Origin of the sequence: Pseudomonas sp. DC3200b2 (genome assembly GCF_049895785.1) — a bacterium.
Lineage (GTDB): Bacteria > Pseudomonadota > Gammaproteobacteria > Pseudomonadales > Pseudomonadaceae > Aquipseudomonas > Aquipseudomonas massiliensis.
This window is the reverse complement of the sequence record NZ_JAFCTA010000006.1, coordinates 24,543-43,533: the sequence shown is the minus strand read 5'-3', so window position 1 is coordinate 43,533 and position 18,991 is coordinate 24,543. Positions and strand designations below refer to the sequence as shown.

The 18,991-nt window shown below is 63.4% G+C and carries 19 protein-coding genes and 1 tRNA gene; 6 read left to right on the top strand and 14 right to left on the bottom strand.

Annotated elements, in window-relative coordinates; genetic code table 11:
* Positions 1 to 3 precede the first annotated feature (3 nt).
* Positions 4 to 1,146: an efflux RND transporter periplasmic adaptor subunit gene (locus tag ACP691_RS17445; RefSeq protein ID WP_426151889.1), complete on the bottom strand. Its 1,143-nt coding sequence runs from the start codon at positions 1,144 to 1,146 to the stop codon at positions 4 to 6.
* Positions 1,147 to 1,373: 227 nt separating this feature from the next.
* Here ACP691_RS17445 and ACP691_RS17440 point away from each other — a divergent pair, with 227 nt between their 5' ends.
* Positions 1,374 to 2,036, top strand: coding sequence for a TetR family transcriptional regulator (locus tag ACP691_RS17440; RefSeq protein ID WP_426151887.1), 663 nt, complete (start codon positions 1,374 to 1,376; stop codon positions 2,034 to 2,036).
* On the opposite strand, the gene ACP691_RS17435 is transcribed toward ACP691_RS17440, so the two are convergent.
* From ACP691_RS17435 to ACP691_RS17425, 3 genes are all read right to left on the bottom strand, one after another.
* The gene (locus tag ACP691_RS17435; protein WP_426151885.1) at positions 2,016 to 3,419 is read right to left on the bottom strand and encodes an MDR family MFS transporter; all 1,404 of its coding nucleotides are present in this window, start codon (positions 3,417 to 3,419) and stop codon (positions 2,016 to 2,018) included. The genes ACP691_RS17440 and ACP691_RS17435 overlap by 21 nt on opposite strands.
* A gap of 162 nt (positions 3,420 to 3,581) precedes the next feature.
* Positions 3,582 to 3,758, bottom strand: a complete 177-nt coding sequence (locus ACP691_RS17430; protein WP_426151883.1) for a hypothetical protein — start codon at positions 3,756 to 3,758, stop codon at positions 3,582 to 3,584.
* 106 nt (positions 3,759 to 3,864) lie between these two features.
* The gene (locus ACP691_RS17425; protein ID WP_426151881.1) at positions 3,865 to 4,788 is read right to left on the bottom strand and encodes an AraC family transcriptional regulator N-terminal domain-containing protein; all 924 of its coding nucleotides are present in this window, start codon (positions 4,786 to 4,788) and stop codon (positions 3,865 to 3,867) included.
* 309 nt (positions 4,789 to 5,097) lie between these two features.
* On the opposite strand from ACP691_RS17425, the gene ACP691_RS17420 reads away from it, so the two are divergent.
* Positions 5,098 to 5,421 carry an antibiotic biosynthesis monooxygenase gene (locus tag ACP691_RS17420; protein ID WP_426151879.1) on the top strand — a complete coding sequence of 108 codons (324 nt, stop codon included), beginning with the start codon at positions 5,098 to 5,100 and terminating at the stop codon, positions 5,419 to 5,421.
* A gap of 15 nt (positions 5,422 to 5,436) precedes the next feature.
* Here the strand turns inward: ACP691_RS17420 and ACP691_RS17415 are convergent, their stop codons facing one another.
* Positions 5,437 to 6,057, bottom strand: coding sequence for a flavin reductase family protein (locus tag ACP691_RS17415; RefSeq protein ID WP_426151877.1), 621 nt, complete (start codon positions 6,055 to 6,057; stop codon positions 5,437 to 5,439).
* Between the two features lie 76 nt (positions 6,058 to 6,133).
* Complete coding sequence (gene bglX, locus ACP691_RS17410; protein ID WP_426151875.1) at positions 6,134 to 8,425, bottom strand: beta-glucosidase BglX; 2,292 nt, start codon at positions 8,423 to 8,425, stop codon at positions 6,134 to 6,136.
* 193 nt (positions 8,426 to 8,618) lie between these two features.
* Here bglX and ACP691_RS17405 point away from each other — a divergent pair, with 193 nt between their 5' ends.
* On the top strand, positions 8,619 to 9,836 hold the full coding sequence (locus ACP691_RS17405) for a class I SAM-dependent methyltransferase (protein WP_426151873.1): 1,218 nt from the start codon (positions 8,619 to 8,621) through the stop codon (positions 9,834 to 9,836).
* Between the two features lie 140 nt (positions 9,837 to 9,976).
* Here ACP691_RS17405 and ACP691_RS17400 read toward each other — a convergent pair whose 3' ends face one another.
* A complete protein-coding gene (locus ACP691_RS17400) occupies positions 9,977 to 10,984 on the bottom strand; it encodes a DUF4917 family protein (protein ID WP_426151871.1) in 1,008 nt (335 codons plus the stop codon).
* A 243-nt stretch (positions 10,985 to 11,227) separates the two neighbouring features.
* On the opposite strand from ACP691_RS17400, the gene ACP691_RS17395 reads away from it, so the two are divergent.
* Positions 11,228 to 12,280, top strand: coding sequence for a glycerophosphodiester phosphodiesterase (locus tag ACP691_RS17395; RefSeq protein WP_426152263.1), 1,053 nt, complete (start codon positions 11,228 to 11,230; stop codon positions 12,278 to 12,280).
* Here ACP691_RS17395 and ACP691_RS17390 read toward each other — a convergent pair.
* Positions 12,274 to 12,486 (bottom strand): hypothetical protein, encoded by a 213-nt coding sequence (locus ACP691_RS17390; RefSeq protein ID WP_040261155.1) that lies wholly within the window; start codon positions 12,484 to 12,486, stop codon positions 12,274 to 12,276. The two genes, ACP691_RS17395 and ACP691_RS17390, sit on opposite strands and share 7 nt — an antisense overlap.
* A gap of 149 nt (positions 12,487 to 12,635) precedes the next feature.
* On the opposite strand from ACP691_RS17390, the gene ACP691_RS17385 reads away from it, so the two are divergent.
* The gene (locus ACP691_RS17385) at positions 12,636 to 13,061 is read left to right on the top strand and encodes an HPF/RaiA family ribosome-associated protein (RefSeq protein WP_040261154.1); all 426 of its coding nucleotides are present in this window, start codon (positions 12,636 to 12,638) and stop codon (positions 13,059 to 13,061) included.
* A gap of 112 nt (positions 13,062 to 13,173) precedes the next feature.
* Here ACP691_RS17385 and ACP691_RS17380 read toward each other — a convergent pair.
* The 4 genes from ACP691_RS17380 to ACP691_RS17365 all read right to left on the bottom strand — a co-directional run bounded on the left by ACP691_RS17380 (position 13,174) and on the right by ACP691_RS17365 (position 14,912).
* Positions 13,174 to 13,247, bottom strand: a tRNA-Gly gene (locus tag ACP691_RS17380).
* 42 nt (positions 13,248 to 13,289) lie between these two features.
* On the bottom strand, positions 13,290 to 14,018 hold the full coding sequence (locus ACP691_RS17375) for a 16S rRNA pseudouridine(516) synthase (protein WP_426151868.1): 729 nt from the start codon (positions 14,016 to 14,018) through the stop codon (positions 13,290 to 13,292).
* Positions 14,008 to 14,229, bottom strand: coding sequence for a cysteine-rich CWC family protein (locus tag ACP691_RS17370; protein ID WP_426151866.1), 222 nt, complete (start codon positions 14,227 to 14,229; stop codon positions 14,008 to 14,010). Before ACP691_RS17370 ends, ACP691_RS17375 begins: the two co-directional genes overlap by 11 nt.
* 59 nt (positions 14,230 to 14,288) lie before the next feature.
* Positions 14,289 to 14,912, bottom strand: coding sequence for an energy transducer TonB (locus ACP691_RS17365; protein WP_426151864.1), 624 nt, complete (start codon positions 14,910 to 14,912; stop codon positions 14,289 to 14,291).
* Positions 14,913 to 15,005: 93 nt separating this feature from the next.
* Here ACP691_RS17365 and ACP691_RS17360 point away from each other — a divergent pair, with 93 nt between their 5' ends.
* The gene (locus ACP691_RS17360) at positions 15,006 to 15,794 is read left to right on the top strand and encodes a class I SAM-dependent methyltransferase (RefSeq protein WP_426151862.1); all 789 of its coding nucleotides are present in this window, start codon (positions 15,006 to 15,008) and stop codon (positions 15,792 to 15,794) included.
* A gap of 14 nt (positions 15,795 to 15,808) precedes the next feature.
* On the opposite strand, the gene ACP691_RS17355 is transcribed toward ACP691_RS17360, so the two are convergent.
* On the bottom strand, positions 15,809 to 16,288 hold the full coding sequence (locus tag ACP691_RS17355; protein WP_426151860.1) for a YbaY family lipoprotein: 480 nt from the start codon (positions 16,286 to 16,288) through the stop codon (positions 15,809 to 15,811).
* Between the two features lie 67 nt (positions 16,289 to 16,355).
* Entirely contained in the window at positions 16,356 to 18,899 is a 2,544-nt protein-coding gene (gene plsB, locus ACP691_RS17350; RefSeq protein ID WP_426151858.1) for a glycerol-3-phosphate 1-O-acyltransferase PlsB, read from the bottom strand.
* Positions 18,900 to 18,991 lie beyond the last annotated feature (92 nt).

The following is an 18,991-nucleotide window of genomic DNA, read 5'->3' as shown; positions in this document are numbered from 1 at the left end:
GGTTTACTCCTTCTGGCCCCCGGCCGCCTGGTCGGGCGCCGCTGGCGCATCCATCGCTACTTCGTGAGGCTTCACCTCGGCCCCAGGCTTGACGTATTGCAGCCCTTCGACGATCAGCTTGTCGCCGGCCTTGAGGCCGTCCTCGATCAACCAGGAAGCGCCCACGGTACGGCTGGTCTTGAGCGTACGCTGCTCGACCTTGTTGTCCGCGGTGACGACCAGGGCGGTCGGGGTGCCTTTCAGATCGCGGGTCACCCCACGCTGAGGAGCCAGAATGGCATTCTGGGCTACGCCGGCCATTAGCTGGGCATGTACGAACATGCCTGGCAGCAGGCTGTGGTCAGGGTTGGGGAACACAGCGCGCAGCGTCACCGAGCCGGTGGTTTCGTCCACGGATACCTCGGAGAACTCCAGCTTGCCTTCCTGACCGAACAGGGTGCCGTCTTCCAGCTTGAGCTGGACTTTGGCCGCGTTATTGCCGGCTTTCTGCAACTGGCCATCAGCCATGGCGCGGCGCAGCTTGAGCATGTCCGCGGTGGATTGGGTCACGTCCACGTACATGGGGTCCAACTGCTGGATGGTGGCCAGGGCGGTGGTCTGGCCGTTGGTGACCAAGGCGCCTTCGGTCACGGACGAACGGCCGATCCGGCCGGAAATGGGTGCCAATACCTTGGTGTAGCGCAGATTGATTTGCGCGCTCTTGAGGGTCGCCTCCGCCTGTAGCTGCTGGGCGCGGGCGGTGTCGTATTCCTGCCGGCTGACGGCTTGCTCGGCGATCAGTTGCTTGTAGCGATTGGTCAGCGTGCGGTACTGCTCCACGCTGGCCTGGGCGTTGGCCAGGGTCGCCTCATACACCGAGGGGTCGATCTGGTACAGCTGCTGGCCCGCTTTTACATCAGCGCCTTCCTGGAACAGGCGCTTGAGGATGATGCCGTCCACCTGAGGGCGCACCTCGGCCATGCGGAACGCGCTGGTGCGTCCCGGCAGCTCGTTGGTGAGGGTGACCGTCTGCGGTTTAAGGGTGACCACGCCGACTTGAGGAGCCTGGGCCGGGGGCGGCGCGGCCTCTTTCTTTTCACAGCCACTGAGCAGCGTGGCCAGGGCAACGGCGGATACCAATGCGGTAACAGCTGGCTTGAATTGCATGAAGATCCTCGGGGCGGAACGCAGAAGACGCTCAAGAGTAGTTGAACGGAAGGGTTTGTAACATCTAGATAAATAGGTTGCTAACGAATATACTTACGTTCGCGGCTGTTTGTAAATAGGCGTTGTGCCTTCTCTCTGCTGCGTATCGCTCACCCGCCGACGCGCCTGATCATAATAAAAGCGCCGGTTCGCTTCGTTCCATCGAAGCGCTCGATGAGGTCACTGCCATGGTTCGCCGTACCAAAGAAGAAGCCCTGGAAACCCGTAAGCAAATTGTCGATGCCGCCGAGCTCGCGTTCTTCGAGCGAGGCGTGGCCAACACCACCCTGGCGGATATCGCTGCTCGTGCCGGGGTGACCCGTGGCGCTATCTACTGGCATTTCAGCAACAAGGCCGATGTGTTCCAGGCCCTGCTGGATAACCTCAACGAGCCGCTGGAAGACCTGGCCCGTGCCAGCGAAAGCGCCGATGAACCTGACCCGCTGGGTTGCATGCAAGCATTGCTGGTGAAACTGTTTCAGGGTGTTGCCCTCGATCCCAGGACAAGGCGCATCAACGAAATCCTCTTCCATAAGTGCGAATTCACCAATGACATGTGTGACCTTCGCCAGCGGCGTCAGGCGGTCATCGCCGAATGCAACGAGCGTATCGCCTGCACGTTGCGTAATGCGGTCAATCGCGCGCAACTGCCCGCCGATCTGGATACCCAGCATGCCGCGCTCGCCCTGCATGCCTACGTCAACGGCCATATCAGCCTCTGGCTGCTGGTCCCGGAAAGCCAGCGGCTGGAGGAAGAGGCCGCGCGCTGGGTCGCCGCGCTCATGGACATGCTGCGCTTCAGCCCGGCCCTGCGCGTTCAGCCGCAGCCCTCAGCCGCGCCCCCGCAATAGTACGTCGGGCATCTTCAACGCCGCCGCCAGTCCCAGCAAGGATAGGCCCGCGCTGATACACAAGAGTTCACGGAATCGCCCGCTCAGCTGACTGTCAGCCGGCGCCTGCGGCCCAAGGCCATGCAACAGCGCGTTGTGCTGGGCGCCTTCACCCAGGCCTGCGTCTGCTCCCAGCAAAGCCAGCAGTAAGGCGGACATGACCGCCACGCCCGTGGCCCCGCCCAAGGAGCGGAACAGGTTGGTGGTACTGGTGCTGACACCGATGTCTTGCGGTTGCGCAGCGTTCTGCGCGCCCACCAGCGAGGTGGGAAACTGCAAGCCACAGCCGACGCCGGTCAGCACCATGAACAGAGCGCTCGTGAACAAGTTGCCCACCGGCGTGAAGGCCATGCCGAGCACGCCTACCGGCACCATGAGCGCGCCGGTGAGAATCACCGGTCTGAAGCGCCCGCTACGTGCCGTATGGCGTCCGCCCAGAAAGGCACCGATGGGCAGCCCCATGGCCAGCGGCATCAGGAATAACGCGGCGCTGTCAGCTCCCGCCCCGGTGATGCTCTGATAACGCAGTGGCGCGATCACTGACAGCGAAATGGATTGGAAGCTGGTCATGAAGACCGTGCACCAGCACAGCACCGCGGTAGGCGCGGCGAACAGGCGAAGGGGCAGGATGGGTTCGACGAAACGCCGTTCCTGCAGCACGAAGAGGAGCAAGGCAAGGACTCCCAGCGCGAACAGCCCCAGCACCGAGCCACTGTTCCAGGCCCGGCCCTGGCCCACTTCAGTCACGGCCAGCAGCACCCCGCTCAGCCCGACCACCAGCAGTACGATACCCGGATAGTCGATACGTGCCTGGCGTTGCGGGGATCGCAGCCCGGCAAGGGTGCGCCGGATGTACCACCAGGCCGCGGCCCCCAAGGGCAGGTTGAGCCAGAACACCCAACGCCAGGAGAGGTGCTCGGTCAGTAGCCCGCCAAGCACCGGGCCGGCCACGCTGGCGGCGGCATACATGCTGCTGAAATAGCCTTGATAGCGGCCGCGCTCACGGGGCGGCACCACGTCGCCGATGATGGCCTGGCTGACCGAGATCATGCCGCCGGCGCCCATGCCTTGGAGTATGCGCGCCAGCACTAGCTGCTCCATGCTCTGGGCCAACCCGCACAACAGGGAGGCCGCGGTGAACAGGCCCATCCCGATGAGCAGCATGGGCCGGCGCCCGTAGAGATCACCGAGCTTGCCGTACAGAGGTGTCGCCACGGTCATGGCGACCATGTAGCCGGCCACCACCCAGGCCAGCAGTGTCACATCGGCGAATTGGCCCGAGATGGCTGGCAATGACACCGCGACTATGGTCTGGTCGAGCGCGCCGAGGAAGATCGCGCTCATCAGGGCAACCAGTACATCACGCAAGGCGGGGGTGGCAGGCGTCGGAGAGGTCACAGGCTGGCCGCACGGTTATGGGCAGGCCCGAGAGTCTACTAAAGCGCTTGCGCCCCGACCATGAACAATCTGACAGCCGAGGTGACCCTGATTGACGTCAGTTTAATCTCATCGCAGCGCCGCGAAGGATGCCCCTTGGGCCAGGCACAGGGCATGGCTGCAACCGCCGTGCGCGCCTTGGGCCGTACGCATCTGTTCTACCCGGTACAGCGAAGCGCCATAAAGGCTAGCCACCAGCAGGCCTGCCGCGCCGTATACCAGAACCGTTTTTGTTTTTGTGTTCATGGCTGATCTCCTTACTACTCGGTTGGAGCCAGCCTTGCTGGCGCCTATGCCGATAGTTTCAGCTTAGGTCGCCAGGAACCGGACGCAAGCACAGCGGTGGCGTTGATCAGGCCGAGGTCTTCTTCAGGCGAGCCAGGTCACGACTCGGTGGCGCGCCGAACAGACGACTGTACTCACGGCTGAACTGGGACGGGCTTTCGTAGCCGACGCGGTAGCAGGCGGCCGCCACCTCGAGGCCATCGAGCAGCATCAGCCGTCGTGCCTCTTGCAGGCGCAGTTGCTTTTGATACTGCAGCGGGCTCATGGACGTCATGGCCTTGAAGCGGTGGTGCAGGGTGGAAACGCTCAGGTTCACTCGCCGGGCCAGGGCCTCGATACGCAGTGGTTCGCCGAAATTGCCATTGAGCCAGTCGATGGCCTGGGTAACGCGGTGGGTCTGGCTGTTGGCCTGGGCAATCTCGTACAAGCGGTGGCCCTGGGGGCTGCGTAGCAGCCGGTAGAGCACTTCCCGCCGGATGAGCGGGCCGAGGACCTGAAGGTCGCGCGGGCTGTCGATCAGGCGCACGAGACGCAGCAACGCATCGAGCAGTTCGCAGGACAGACGGTCCACATACAGCCCCCGCCCCGCCGGGCGGTTAGGTACGCTCAACGGACCGGCTTCGGCGATCAGCCCAGTGATTTCCGCCGGGTCGATATCCAGGCGCAAGGATAGGCTGGGGTTCTGCGGGGTGGCTTCCAGGATTCTTCCACTAATGGGCATGGCCACCGAGACCACCATGTAATTGAGCGGGTCATAGATGTAACGCTCCTCACCCAGGCTCACTTCCTTGCTGCCGTGGGCCAGGACACAGAGCGCTGGCTGGGCGAGGGTGGGCAACGAGGTGGCACATTCGTTATAGCGAATCAGGTAAAGCCCGGGCACTGTGCTTTCACAGTGCAGGCGCTGTTCGGTATGGCGGCCGATGATCTCGGCCAGCTCAGCGCGCTGACGTTCCATCATGCTGTCCAGCGGCGCGGCGAGGTCGTTCATGGCGAGAGCTCCGGATGAATTGGTCCGGCTATCTTATAAACGAGCAAGCCGACCGGGTAGGCAGATCCTGCGGGCCGCTTGCACGATTCTGCCGAGCGACTGGCCAAAGTCTGCGGCACCGGGCGGCGGCCGGGCAATCCGCCTGCCCAGACCTCCGTTAGCTGGAAGCGACAGTCGAGCCCGCCGCTGGCGTGTTCGGGCACACGGTTCGCAGGATCAGGCAATCCCTTGGCAGGATCGGTCTAACGGCAGCCTTGGCCTGGCCCTTATCCTGAACACTGTCCGATCCACGAAGCAGGAGCCTCAGTGATGACCGAACAATCCTTGATCACTCATCGCGTTATCCTTCGTACCTGGCCAGGCCGCTCCAGCCTCGTCGGTAGCCGCCTCACCCGCCTGGTCGAGCAGGCCCGAACCGTGCCCGCATGCCTGACCATGGTGACCCAGCGGCACCCGGAAGACCCGCGCGCCTGGCAGCTGGAAATGTGCTGGGACAACGAGCAGGCCCTTGGCGCCTGGCTGGCGGCGCCACTGGCGGACCTGTTCGGCGAGTTGCTCAACCAGCGGCTGGTGATGCATATCGATATTCAGCCGGGTGCCGCGGTGGCGGCGCCGTTGCGCCAGGCCAGCTGAGGCGGCCCGGACGAATCACGCCTGAGGCCTGGCCATCTTGAACAGCGAACCCAGCTCGAAGTAATCCGCCGGACCGCCGCCGCGCAGGATTGGCCGTGCCGCGGCCGTGTCGTAGATTCCATCCTTGAGCAGATCCTTGCGGATATGCACGGCAACCACTTCACCCAGAATCAGCCAACTGGGTACGGTTTGCCCATCGGCGCGTTGCAGCTGCACGATCTGGCTGAGCCGGCATTCGAAGGATACCGGTGTCTGCGCCACGCGGGGTACCTTGATCACACGCGATGGAGCCGTGGTCAGGCCTGCCAGCTCGAATTCGTTCACGGTCGGCGGTACGGCGGCGCAGCTGGCGTTCATCGGCTCGGCCAGCTCGAAGGTGGCCAGGTTCCAGGCGAATTCGCCGGTGGCCTCGATGTTGTTCAGGCTGTCCTTGCGGCCAATGCTGCTGAAACCGATGATCGGCGGAACATAGTTGAAGGCATTGAAGAAGCTGTAGGGCGCCAGGTTGAGCACCCCCTCGGCGCTCTGGCTGGACACCCAGCCGATGGGTCGCGGACCGACGATGGCATTGAAGGGGTCATGGGGCAGGCCGTGGCCCTGGGCAGGTTCGTAGTAGTGGAAATCTTCGTGGGGCATCAGGCGTCACCTGTAGTAAATCGATAGGAGCGGCGAGGGCGAACCGACGCCTGGGCGGCACCGGTTCGCGCCAAGCTCACAACAGTTGGAACCGCGCCTGCTTGACGTGCTGGGAGTCCAGGCCGACCTGCACGTCGAAGTCGCCAGGCTCGGCAACGTACTGGAGCTGGCTGTTGTAGAACTTGAGGTCGTCCTCGCTCAGTTCGAAGGACACTTCCTTGCGCTCGCCGGCCTTGAGGAAGATCTTCTGGAAGTTCTTCAGTTCCTTGACAGGCCGAGCCATCGAAGCGGTGACGTCATGCAGGTACAGCTGCACCACGGTTTCCCCGTCCCGCTTTCCGGTATTGCGTACCGTCACGCTGACACTGAGCTTGTCGCCGCGCTTGAGCCGGGTGTTGGATAGCTGCGGTTCCGATACGTCGAACTGGGTATAGCTAAGCCCATAGCCGAAAGGAAACAGTGGCGTGGGGTCTTCATCGAAATATTGCGAAGTGTAGTTCTCCTTCTTGCCAGGAACGAAGGGGCGGCCAATGGTCAAGTGACTGTAGTACATCGGCACCTGGCCAACGGAGCGGGGAAAGGTGACCGGCAGCTTGCCCGAGGGGTTGTAGTCGCCGAACAGCAGATCGGCGATGGCATGGCCGCCTTCGGTGCCGCTGAACCAGGTTTCCAGCATGGCATCGGCCTGTTCAGTCTCCTGTACCAGGGACAACGGCCTCCCGTTCATCAGTACGAGCACCAGCGGCTTGCCTGTAGCCCGCAGCGCAGCCAACAGAGCGCGCTGAGGCGCCGGGATAGCCAAGGTGGTACGACTGGCCGATTCATGAGACATGCCGCGGGATTCCCCTACCGCAGCGATGATCACGTCCGCCTTGGCGGCGGCCTTGAGGGCTTCGTCGATCATGGCCTGGGCAGGGCGCGGGTCGATCTCCACCTCAGTGCGGTCCGGGTTCATCCGGTTCAGGAAAGCGATGCTGTAAGGGTCGTCGATGATATTCGAGCCCTTGGCATAGACGACCTGTGCCTGAGTGCCCACGGCCTCACGAATCCCTCGCAAAAGGGTCACCGACTGACTGGGTTGTCCGAGCGCCGACCAGCTACCCATCATGTCGATGGGCGCATCGGCCAGCGGCCCGATGACAGCCAGGGTGCCGGTTTTCCGTAGTGGCAGAGTCTCCCTGGCGTTCTTGAGCAGAACCATCGAGCGCCGCGCCACGGAGCGGGCTTCCTGACGATGCAGGCGCTCTTCGGCGTTGATGTCGACTGGATCATCCGCGGCCTTGCCAATGCGCTGATAGGGATTGGAGAACAGCCCCATGTCGTATTTGGCCGATAGCACCTCCCGTACGGCGTTGTCGATTTCGGCCTCGGGCACCTCTCCACTTTTGACCAGGCCGGGGAGTTCCCGCCCATAGACCTTGTCGTTCATGCTCAGGTCGATGCCCGCATGGATCGCCAGGCGAGCTGCCTCGCGGCCGTCCCGGGCCACGCCGTGCTCGACCAGCTCCAGGATAGCGCCGTGATCGCTCACGGTAAGCCCCTTGAACCCCCAATCCCGGCGCAGCAGGTCTTGCATCAGCCAGGTATTGGACGTGGCGGGAACGCCATTGATCGAGTTGAGCGCCACCATTACACCGCCTGCGCCAGCATCCAGCGCCGCCTTGTAGGGCGGCAGGTAGTCCTGATACATGCGGGTGGGGCTCATGTCCACGGTGTTGTAGTCGCGGCCGCCTTCGACCCCTCCGTACAAAGCGAAGTGCTTGACCGCCGCCATGATGCTGTCCGGGGCCTTGGTATCTTCACCCTGGAAGCCACGTACCATCACCTTGGCGATGCGCGACACCAGGTAGGTATCCTCGCCGAAGCCTTCGCTGCTGCGACCCCAGCGTGGGTCGCGGGAAATATCCACCATGGGGCCGAAGGTCATGTCCAGGCTGTCGGCTGCCGCTTCACGGGCCGCGGTGCGGGCGCTCAACTCGATGGCATCCATGTCCCAGCTCGAGGCCAGGCCCAGTCCGATCGGAAATATGGTGCGCTGGCCATGGATGATGTCGTAGGCGAAGAACATGGGAATCTTCAGCCGAGTGCTCAGGGCCGCCTCCTGCATCGGGCGATTCTCCGCTCGGGTGACGGAGCCGAAGGTACCGCCGATATTGCCCGCTGCGATCTGCTTGCGAATCTGCTCGTGGGTCATCTCGGGGCCGATGCTGATCAGGCGCAGTTGCCCGATCTTTTCCTGCAACGTCATCCGGCTCAATAGGCCTGTGATGAAGGCTTCCTTGCTTTGCGACCCAGGGAGTGGCTCAGCGGCTGAAAGGGAGGGGCAGGCGAGGGCGGTTGCCAGTCCAAGCAGGTGGAGGGTTTTCATGAATCATTCCTGGGGCCGTGCGCTTCGGGAGGCAGGTAAGCGCCTGAAGCAAGGTTTTGTCTTATTTTTGCGAAACTGAGCCCCTTTTAACCCATCGCTGCGGCCGCTGCTACTATCGCGCCGCTCGGTAGCGTTTCCGGTTGCCCGCCGCTGCCGTAGAATGACGTCCCGCTGTCTTTCTCCGAGTCGCCCCATGCCCGCCGCGCCTGCTTTCAATCCGCCAGTCGATGATCCCCGTAGCGCCTTTCTTCAACACTTGCGCGCTGTCCTCGAGCAAGGGCGTTGGGTCAAGCTGGTGCTCGCCCGGCCATTGGGTGCCGAGCCGGAGCTCGAACGCGTCAGCGTCAAGCCGCTGACCGTAAAGGGTCAGCCGCGCCTGGGCTTTGTATTGCGCTACCGCACACGCGATATCACCCGGCACTACAGTCCCGAGGAAGGCCTGGTGGAAATTGCCAACGCGCTGCCCGAACGCTTTCGCAACGCGCACTTGCAAACCACCGAGGAAACCTTGCAGTTGGAGTTCGGCAAGAAAGGCAAGGCCCGCCTGCATCGTGCCAGGGCGCAGGCTTCCACGGCGCCGGCCACCGACGCCCACGATAGGGCCAAACAGCGCTGGCTGGAGCTTGACCGGCCGTTCCTGACAGCCTTGGGTGTGACCGATCGGCACGGCGCCCTGGTACCCGCCATGGCGCGCAAGTGGAAGCAGATCAACAAGTTCGTGGAAGTCTTCGCTCATGCCTTCGGCCAGGCGGGACTTGCGGAGCACGCGCCGGTCACGGTGGCCGATTTCGGCTCAGGCAAGGGATACCTCACCTTTGCCATCCACGATTACCTCAGCCATGGCCTGGGCCGCGAGGCGCAGGTGACCGGGGTGGAGCTGCGTCAGGACATGGTCGAGCTATGCAACCGGGCCGCCACGGGGCTGGACCATCCGGGCCTGACCTTCCAACAAGGCGACGTGCGCAGCGTCGTGCCCGCGCGGATCGACGTGATGATCGCCCTGCATGCCTGCGACGTTGCCACTGACTATGCCATCCATACCGGCATCCGTAGCCAGGCGGCGATCATCATGTGCTCGCCCTGCTGCCACAAGGAGCTGCGACCACAAATGAGCAGCCCCGAACCCCTGGGCCCGATGTTGCAGTTCGGCCTGCACATGGGGCAGCAAGCGGAAATGCTCACCGACAGCCTGCGGGCGCTCTATCTGGAAGCCTGTGGCTACGAGACCAAAGTGTTCGAGTTCGTGTCGCTGGAGCACACCAGCAAGAACAAGATGATCCTGGCGGTCAAGCGTGGCGCCGCCGTCGACAGCGCGCCACGCCTGGCTCGCATCGCCCAGCTCAAATCCTTCTACGGCGTGCGCGAGCATTGCCTGGAAAGCCTGCTGCAGAGTGACGGCCTGCTCGGCTAGGTCTCTGTATGGATCCTGACACCGGTGGGAGTCAGCGTAGCTGACGAACCGGACCGCAAGCGCCGAGGCGGCATCTGCGTCTGGTTCGTAGCTGTCGTTAGCTTCTACCACCCAAATCGAAGTCATTTGACCGCTATCGGTTACCCGCGCGCGGGTTCCGGACGGATATGCAGGCCTGGCAGCGCAAGCGGATGGCTGGTGGCGTCGAAAAACTCCAGCGCCAGGCTGTCGCTCAGCAGTTGTGCATAGTGTTGCTTCTGGCTCAGAACCCAGGGCGCGCTCAGGGGAAAGATGCCCACGGCCATGCGTTCGATGGGCGCCTGCCGCAGGGCGGTGATCAGATGGCTGTCCTGCGGATTGAGCTGGTGCCCCAGCAGGCACAACGGCCCTCGATGGCTGGCCAGGGCGGTAAGGCAATGGCTCAGGTAGGCCGAACCCTGGATGCTGCGCATTTTGTCCGGCCCCCGGCCTTCATTGACAAACAGCGGCACATCTCCCGGCACGTTCACGGCGAACCCGTCGAGCAATTCGCCGCCGTCGGATCTCCGGCGTCGGGTGGCCCCCTCTCGATCCTTGAGCAGGTGAAGGCCGCCATGCAGGTAGTAAAGATGATGCTCCCCTGTGAAGGGGCGGGCCGGGTCGAAGCCGGCGTCCGCCTCCAGGCCATCATCGAATCCCTCCGGCGCCTCGCCCACGGCCCAGGGGCAGAGCAGGTCGTAGTTGCTGGAGTAGATGCTGGAGTATTGGCGCAAGGCTTGGTTCATGGCCTGCCGGGTGGCGGCCGGCAGCAACCGCCAAGGCAGATGCACCACCCGCATGGCGTGGATGAGCGCCTCCTTGATGGCGTAATAGCGATTCAACGGCCCAGAGGCACCGATGGCCAGAGCGGCGTTGACCCGCTGGGTGGTGTTGAGAGCGCCCAGGGCCTGTTCGAAACTTTCAGTGCCCAGGGCCTTGAACAAGGCCAGGTCAGTTTGCCCCAGCGGGCGATTGCGAACCTTTTGCGCTACCTCGAACAGGCTGTCATAGGCGAAGCCGCGCCAGAGCGCTCGGCTGGCGCCATTGCCCAGTAAAAGCCCAGTGCACTGGCTGGACAGTCGGGTGTCTTGCCACGAAGGGAGAGAGGGGTCCAGCAGGTAAGTGTCCATGGAGCAGCGTTTCGGTTGCCAAAGCTGGCGGTGACTGTAGCACGTCGGGGGGCCGCGTTCAGGTAGCCAAGGTGTCGCGACTGTCATCTTCGCGAAGGAGCCGCTGCGCTATGCTCCTCGCCTGGCGCGAAGCGCTGCGTCGGGCTGGCCGGCACGCGTGGAGCGAAACGCTCAAGGGAAAGAGGAAAGCCTGTGAACAACCATCATAAACACCAGTGGCGCGTCGCTGCTCTCTGTCTCGCCATGGCGGCGGGTCATGCCTGGGCGGCCGCGCCCTCGGCACAAGCCCTGGCTACCAAGGCCGGCATCCCTTACCCGGCCGTCATCGCGCACCGCGGCGCCAGCCACGACGCCCCGGAATCGACCCGGCCCGCCTACATGGCCGCGCGTGACCTGGGCGCGGACTATCTGGAACTGGATCTGCAGCGCACCCGGGACGGCCAACTGGTTGCCTTCCATGACGACACGCTGTTGCGCACCACCGATGTAGCGGCTCGTTATCCGGAGCGGCGCGACCGGCCCATCAGCGACTTCTCGCTGGCAGAGCTGCGCGCTCTTGACGCTGGCAGCTGGTTCAACGCCAGCTATCCGGACCGCGCCCGCCCCGGTTTCGCCAATGCCCGCATCCTCACCCTCGATGAAATCATCGACATCGCCGATGCCGATCCGGAGCATCGCACCGGTCTATACATCGAGACCAAGGTGCCCAATCTGTATCCGGGCATCGAAGCTGACTTGAAAGCCAAGCTCATCAGGCGTGGCTGGCTGACGCCGGAGGGCGAGGTGGCGCCAGGTCACCGGGTCGTGTTGCAGACCTTCGAAAAAGCCAGCCTGCAGTTACTGGCCAAGGAGATGCCCAAGGTGCCCAAGGTGCTGCTGCTGTGGGTGGGCGAGGGGAGCATCGAACCTGAGTCCAAGGTCACCTTCGCCCAGTCTGGGGCCAAGGACAAGGCCGGCTACTATGCAGCGCAACGGCCAGCGAGCAAGGAAGCGTTCAGTCAGTGGGTCGATTTCGCCAAGGCTCAGGGAGCCGTAGGTACAGGGCCGTCAGCGGCCTTGACTGCGGGCGGTGAGCAAAGCTACATGGACTTGATCCAGCCCTGGATGAACCAGCTCACCCACGCCAAGGGCTTGCTGGTGCATGCCTATACGCTCGACGAACCCGTGGATTTCGACAAGGCGCGCAAGGCCGGCGTGGACGGTATCTTCACCAACAGGGCCGACCAGTTGCTCAGGTTCTATGGGCGACCCGCGGCCAAGTCCGTTCAGGCGGTGCTGGAAGCAGACGGCTACTGACCGGAAATGCCGTGCAGCTCCGCAATCCAGCGGCCGATCGGCTCCGCGTTGCGCTCCAGGGTATCCAGGGCGTCGCGCACACTGCCAGCGGTGGCGGCATCGTCACCGCGCACCTCCACCCAGAGCGCCAGTTCTTCAATGGCGGCAGCCAGGGCGACCTGGTTTTCGTAGATCTTTTCCAAAGCGTGATGCAGTGAATCCGGCATAGTCCTTCACTCCGTTGATCCTTATCCAGTGACCTCAGGTGACCGGGTTGGTGCCAGTCAACCGCCCAAGCCATGGCAAAAGTGAACCCTGCCTCAAGACCGAGCCCTAATGAAAACAAGCCGTTGCATTAGTCCATTGGAGAATAACCATGCAGGTACAGGTCAACAGCAACCAGATCACCGCTGGCGTCGGGCTGCAGGATTGGGTTGGGGCTACGGTCACCGACACCCTGGCGCGGTTCGACGACTTGCTCACCCGGGTGGAAATTCACGTCAGCGATGAAAACGCTGGCAAGTCCGGCGAGCAGGATAAACGCTGCCAGATCGAAGCGCGCCCCAAGGGCCATTCTTCCATTTCCGTGACTCACAAGGCCGATTCCTTGGACTTGGCTGTGCAAGGGGCGGCAGACAAGATGTCCCACGCACTGGAGCACCTGATGGGACGGCTGGACGAAGCCGTGGTTTCCACCGGCCACCTGACCGCGCCGCCGGTACTGGAAGATTCGCCCGCCGAAGTGGATGCCATGCTGGAGGATGATTTCCTGGCACGTCGCGAGGCGGCTGGGAAGGAGTGATACGCCTGTAGCAGCCAGCTTCAGCTGGCGAAGCGGTTCGCCGTTTTTCGCCAGCTGGCGCAAGGTTGAAATTGCCGGTTGACGCTGGCGCCTGGAGACAGGCTTTTAAGACTGGAGCGGGTGGAGGGAATCGAACCCTCACCTAGAGCTTGGGAAGCTACCGTTCTACCACTAAACTACACCCGCTTGAGGCCGTACGTTTTACCAGAACAGTTCGCAGAATAGAAATTATTTTTGCTCGGTCGCTACATTTTCCGCCGCTCGGCTCAGGCTCGACAACTCCTCTGCGGTGAGGCTCCGCCACTGGCCGGGTGCCAGGCTTGAGTCCAGCCGCAACGGGCCAATGGCCAGGCGGTGCAGGCGGGTGACCTTGTTCTGAAAGTGCCCGAACATCCGCTTCACCTGGTGATAGCGGCCTTCCATCAGGCTCAGGTACGCCCGGCGTGGTCCCAGGATTTCCAGCGTGGCCGGTAGGGTGGTGAGGCCTTCATAGGCGAAATACAGGCCCTGCTCGAAGACCGTCGCATAGTGAGCTTCGATAGGGCTTTCTGTTTCCACGTCGTAGAGCTTGGGCAGCTTGCTGGTGGGCTGGGTCAGGCGCCGGGACCATTGCCCGTCGTTGGTCAGCAGTACCAGGCCGGTGGTATTGAAGTCCAAACGGCCGGCCAGGTGCAGGCCCTCCCGCTCTGCCGGGGGCAGGCAATCGATCACGGTGAGGTGTTCAGGGTCCGCGGTCGCGCTGACGCAGCCAGCCGGTTTGTGCAGCATCAGGTAGCGCGCGGCATAGCCCGGTTGCACGACCTCTCCTGACACCTCGATCCGGTCGAATACTCGAACGTCATGGGCCGGGTCGTTGATCGCCGCACCCCCGAGACAGACGTCGCCCCTGGCCAGGGCCAGGCGCGCGCGCTGACGGTTGAAGCCTGGCAGGTTGGCAACGAAGCGATCAATCCTCACGCGAAGGATCCGGGGCCTGGCCAGGCCCTGGCGGCAATCCAGCGGCACAACGCGGGCACAGGCACGTCTGTCCGCGCTCGGATTCGGGCAGCGCGGCCAGAGCCTCTTCGGCCACGGTGACCGAGAAGCACCAGCAAGGGTTCGCCTGGCCCTCGATGAGCGCGCATTGATTGGAGCTGCCGCAGACCGGGCAGGTACTGGCGTGGAGCATTCCGGCAGGTCTCGTGAAAAGGGAAAGACGGGATTATCCCACAGCCACGCGCGGCCAGGTCAGGCCGTGACGCGCAGGTTCTGCAGCACGATGGGGCGTGCCCAGCCGATGTCAAAGTCGAACTCGCGCTGCTGCCAGATAAGGGTCGGCTCGTCGAAAGGCTCGTTGGGCGGCGGCAGCAACTCCATCTCGAATTCAGCGATGGGCAGTTGCAGGCGGCGCGGCCGAGGCGCCGGGCCGGGTTCGGGCAAGGGTTTGCCATTGGCCATGACCAACGGGCGGCGCCAACCTGTGTCCAGGTCCAGCTCGTACTGGTGGGCCTGGATCTCTTCCGGCGGATAAGGCGTGGCGGCGGGGGGCAGCAGGTTGGTGTCGAATTCGGCGATGGGCAAGAACAGTGCCCGGGGCGGCGCGATAACCCGATCAGCGATCTCGCAGGCCCGTTGTTCCTGTACCTGATCCAGCCATTGGCTGGCCGCCAGAGGTTCACCTTCCGGGCTGATTACGTTGGGCAGCTCGAAGGCCGCCTCGGCGATGACCTCAGACTGAGCGTCGGCGCTGAGCGCGCTGGAGAAAAAATCCTGCCATAGCTTGCTCACCCCGCCCAGGGTCTGGGTGTTGCGGCGGCTGAAGTTACCAACCGGCGACAAATAACCAACAGGTGGGGTGATCAGATCGGACATGAGGTTCAGTAGGCCCAAAGCTCTGGCAAAATACCCGGCACAGTGACTATCGGCCGCCCGCGGCGAAGATTTAACCCTTTTTGAGTACAACCGATGCAAGAGCGACAGGCGGCATGCCGCATACAGGTCACCCCCCTGGGCGAGGCCTTCACCGAGCGTGCCCGACAACTGGCCGATTCCCTCGGCCTTGCGTTGGCCTTGGATGCGGCGGATTTCGCGCTTGAGGTAGGGGGCGAGGGCCTGCGCTTGCAACAGTTGAGCCCGGGCGCGCCTGGGCCGGTATGGGTGGATTTCCTCGAAGGAGGAGCGGCGCATCGGCGCCAGTTCGGAGGCGGCAGCGGGCAGATGATCGCCAAGGCGGTCGGCTTGCAGCCAGGGGTGCGGCCACGGGTGCTCGATGCCACCGCCGGGCTTGGCCAGGATGCCTTCGTGCTGGCGACCCTTGGTTGCGAGGTGGACTTGATCGAGCGACAGCCCGTCATCGCGGCTCTGCTCGCGGACGGTTTGGCTCGCGCGGCCGTCGATGGCGAGGTAGGGCCAATAGTAGCGCGAATGCGTTTGCAGCAGGGCGACGCGATTGAACGGATGCGCCAATGGGAGGCAGTGCCTCCGCAGGTAATCTACCTGGACCCCATGTTCCCTCATCGGGACAAGAGCGCTCTGGTGAAGAAGGAAATGCGCCTGTTCCGTCCATTGGTGGGCGACGACCTGGACGCACCAGCCTTGCTGGAGGCTGCCCTGGCCTTGGCGACCCATCGGGTAACGGTCAAGCGGCCGCGCAAGGCGCCTCCTATCCAGGGTCCCGCGCCCGCGCTTACCCTGGAGGGGAAGTCCAGCCGTTATGACATCTATCCCAAGAAGTCGCTCAAGGGTCAGGGCTAGCCGCGGCTCCGGGGTCAGGCCCCGGTCGCGTTTGCCTCGTCGATCAGGTTGCCGCCCTGGATGCCCTGGGACGCGTCGGTCAGGTTGCCTCCATGCACGCCTTCAGGTGAATCGGCCCTGAAGCCACCCCTGGCGCTGGCCGCGTCAGCCGAGGCCTGGGTTGCGCCAACTTGAGCGAATTCAACGAGAATCGCTCGTTCGGTCGTGGCTGGCAGGCTTACCCCATGATGGGTCGTACTGCATTTGTACAATCGCTCGCCAACGTGGATGGACGCGCCCAGGGCGTAATCATGGCCGGCCTCGATCTGATCGGTATCGTAAATCAAGGTGTAGGACAGAGAGCCGTTCGCGGGAACCAGGCGTGTAGCGCTGGCAATGACCGGGTTGGGGCCGTCCGGCAGGCTAGCGTCGTACAGCTCGACTGCCAGCATGCAAGGCGGAAGTCCTTCACGGGTTCGATAATGTACGTGACCTTTGATTTCAGCGATAGGCATGAAAAGCTCCTTGAGTGAATGACCCGGAAATCGCCGGGTCTTCAAGGTAGCCAGAGGTAGTCGGCCGTCAGCGGTGCTTATCTACCGCCGCCGGGTCGGCACTGGAAGACATAGGCTCTTCGGCGGTTACCGCCGCGCTTACGGCCAGCTCGTCCGTGCGGTGCAGCGTCACCTGGCGGATCGACAGCCGCACCTCCGCGGACAATACCCGCTTGGCAGCGCCTTCAGCCAGTTCACCAAGCTCTTCCTGGTAGCCCAGTCGACCTTCTTGGTCACGGTGGACCACCCCGGTGTCCACCAGCGCCTGGATGAAATGGCGGAACAGGGTCTTGTCGAAGAATTCCGGTGCATTGAGGCCATGGAGGATGGAAAGGCGTTGGGCCATGACCGTGGCCAGGTCCTCGAGGGCTTCAGCGGTCAGCCCGTACTGGCCATGATTGAGCAGCAGGGCGATCGACATGTAGAACCGTTGAAGCGTCTGGGTGATGCCACGGGCCAGCAAGGTCAGCAGCACGAACTGGCGGGAGCTGGGGGCGGGGCGCTGGTAGCTGTCGGCCTCCTGGCGCAGCAGGCCCTGGGCGACAAAGGCCTCCAGCCATTGGTCCATCACCGTATCGAGTTCGTCTACCGAAAAGCGAATGAACAGCTCAGCCTTCAGGTACGGGTACAACGCCCGGGTGAAGCGCAGCACACCCTCGCGCTTGATCCGGGCCGAGCTCTGGAACAGGCTTGCCAGCAACGCTGGAAGGGCGAATACGTGCAATACGTTATTGCGGTAATAGGTCATCAGAACGGCATTCTGCTCGCTCAGGTAGAGAATGCGGCCCAGGGGGTCACTCTGCTCTGCCACCAGGTCCATGCCTTTGACGTGGGCGATAAGGTCCAGGCCGCTCCCTTCGGGCAGGGTGGTATGGGTGGAGTAAGGTACGGCGCGCAACAACGCCAGGAACAGGTTCAGTACCCGGGCCAAGGCATGTTCATCGAGGGCCTGGCGGGTAGTGGAAAGCAGCGCCAGGGCTACCAGGTTGGCCGGGTTGATCGCCGCCGCCTCGTTGATTGCGCAGGCTACCCGGTCGCCCAGCTTGTGAGTGACCGGGTTCAGCCAGGCGGGCTTGAAGTCATCGGCGGCCGGCTCGGCGCGCCAGCCGGGGCGCTCCTGATCCAGGAACTCGGTCAGGCGAATGGGCGGGCCGAAGTTGACCGATACCTGGCCGAAGCGCTGTTTGAACGCGCCGACCACCTTGAAGACATCCAGCAACGATTCTTTCTTCTTGCTGGCGCCGCGTAGCTCACCCAGATAGGTGCGACCTTCCAGCACCCGCTCATAACCGATGTACACCGGCACGAACACGATGGGCATGCGCGACGAACGCAGGTAACTGCGCAGGGTGATCGCCAGCATCCCAGTCTTGGGCCGCAGGGTACGGCCTGTGCGGGAGCGGCCGCCTTCGACGAAGTACTCCACAGGGAAACCCTTGGTGAAGAGGGTGTGCAAATACTCGTTGAACACGGCGGTGTAGAGCGGGTTGCCCTTGAAGGTGCGGCGCATGAAGAAGGCGCCGCCCCGGCGCAGCAGCCCACCGATCACGGGCATGTTCAGGTTGATCCCGGCGGCGATATGGGGTGGTGTCAGGCCGTTGCGGAACAGCAGGTAGGACAGCAGCAGGTAGTCGATATGACTGCGATGGCAGGGTACGTAGATGATTTCATGGCCCGGCGCGATCTGCTGGACCTGCTCGATCTGGCTGACCTTGATGCCGTCGTAGATCTTGTTCCAGAACCAGCTCAGTACCACTTCCAGGAAACGAATGGCTGTGTAGGTGTAGTCCGAGGCGATCTCGTTGCCATAGCGCAGCGCCTGGGCCTCGGCTTTTTCCTGGCTGATGTTTTCCCGTGAGGCTTCGTCGGCGATGGCCTGGCGTACCAGGGGGGCGTGTACCAGGCCCTTGACCAGATGACGACGATGGGAGATGTCCGGGCCGATCACAGCGGCCTTTTGCTGGCGGAAGTGCACCCGCAGCAGCCTCTGGGCCATGCGGACCGTACGCTCCGGGCCTTTGCCGGCGGCTACCAGGGCGCCCAGGGAAATTGGCGGGGCGAACTGCACCCGCGTCTTGCGGCCCAGGATCAGGATGCTGACCAACCGGCGCAGGCGCCCGGTCACCGCCCAGCTGTCGGCGAACAGCAATTTCCAGGGGCTGGATTCGCTGTCTGGCGACAGGCCCCAGAACACGCTGACCGGCACGATCAGGACATCCTCCCCGGCGTGCGCCTGGCAGGCATCCACCAGGCGCTGCAAGGCCGGTGGCGCGCCTCGCTTGTTCTGCCGCCCGAGCCAGTCTGCGTCGGGCGTGAGGTAAAAGTAGGCCCTTGGCTCAACGATGCCCCTCGCGGCCACGGGCAGGAGCGGGCGTGGCAGGCCCAGCGCGCTGCATTCGTGGTCCACCACCGCCAGGTCGCTGGCCGCCGGGCTCTCGAGCACGTAGACAATCGGCTGGCTGCGATCGAGTTCGATGGCAACGCTGGGGTTGATGCTCTCCGAACGGACCCATAGATAGAGGAGCCGCCGCAGTGCGCTGGAAAGGGCGCGGTGCAGTACAGAAGGGGTCATACGGAGTTGCTCAGGTAAACAGGCAGACAGTGTGACAGATCACCGTGAAATTGCCTCGCCTGGGGAAGGCGACAAGGTGGTCCGGCAGAAGC

Excerpts from the sequence above, each read along its gene's own strand:
- ACP691_RS17445 (WP_426151889.1), bottom strand. The coding sequence starts at position 1,146 with ATGCAATTCAAGCCAGCTGTTACCGCATTGGTATCCGCCGTTGCCCTG.
- ACP691_RS17440 (WP_426151887.1), top strand. The coding sequence starts at position 1,374 with ATGGTTCGCCGTACCAAAGAAGAAGCCCTGGAAACCCGTAAGCAAATT.
- ACP691_RS17435 (WP_426151885.1), bottom strand. The coding sequence starts at position 3,419 with ATGAGCGCGATCTTCCTCGGCGCGCTCGACCAGACCATAGTCGCGGTG.
- ACP691_RS17430 (WP_426151883.1), bottom strand. The coding sequence starts at position 3,758 with ATGAACACAAAAACAAAAACGGTTCTGGTATACGGCGCGGCAGGCCTG.
- ACP691_RS17425 (WP_426151881.1), bottom strand. The coding sequence starts at position 4,788 with ATGAACGACCTCGCCGCGCCGCTGGACAGCATGATGGAACGTCAGCGC.
- ACP691_RS17420 (WP_426151879.1), top strand. The coding sequence starts at position 5,098 with ATGACCGAACAATCCTTGATCACTCATCGCGTTATCCTTCGTACCTGG.
- ACP691_RS17415 (WP_426151877.1), bottom strand. The coding sequence starts at position 6,057 with ATGCCCCACGAAGATTTCCACTACTACGAACCTGCCCAGGGCCACGGC.
- bglX (WP_426151875.1), bottom strand. The coding sequence starts at position 8,425 with ATGAAAACCCTCCACCTGCTTGGACTGGCAACCGCCCTCGCCTGCCCC.
- ACP691_RS17405 (WP_426151873.1), top strand. The coding sequence starts at position 8,619 with ATGCCCGCCGCGCCTGCTTTCAATCCGCCAGTCGATGATCCCCGTAGC.
- ACP691_RS17400 (WP_426151871.1), bottom strand. The coding sequence starts at position 10,984 with ATGGACACTTACCTGCTGGACCCCTCTCTCCCTTCGTGGCAAGACACC.
- ACP691_RS17395 (WP_426152263.1), top strand. The coding sequence starts at position 11,228 with ATGGCGGCGGGTCATGCCTGGGCGGCCGCGCCCTCGGCACAAGCCCTG.
- ACP691_RS17390 (WP_040261155.1), bottom strand. The coding sequence starts at position 12,486 with ATGCCGGATTCACTGCATCACGCTTTGGAAAAGATCTACGAAAACCAG.
- ACP691_RS17385 (WP_040261154.1), top strand. The coding sequence starts at position 12,636 with ATGCAGGTACAGGTCAACAGCAACCAGATCACCGCTGGCGTCGGGCTG.
- ACP691_RS17370 (WP_426151866.1), bottom strand. The coding sequence starts at position 14,229 with ATGCTCCACGCCAGTACCTGCCCGGTCTGCGGCAGCTCCAATCAATGC.
- ACP691_RS17365 (WP_426151864.1), bottom strand. The coding sequence starts at position 14,912 with ATGTCCGATCTGATCACCCCACCTGTTGGTTATTTGTCGCCGGTTGGT.
- ACP691_RS17360 (WP_426151862.1), top strand. The coding sequence starts at position 15,006 with ATGCAAGAGCGACAGGCGGCATGCCGCATACAGGTCACCCCCCTGGGC.
- ACP691_RS17355 (WP_426151860.1), bottom strand. The coding sequence starts at position 16,288 with ATGCCTATCGCTGAAATCAAAGGTCACGTACATTATCGAACCCGTGAA.
- plsB (WP_426151858.1), bottom strand. The coding sequence starts at position 18,899 with ATGACCCCTTCTGTACTGCACCGCGCCCTTTCCAGCGCACTGCGGCGG.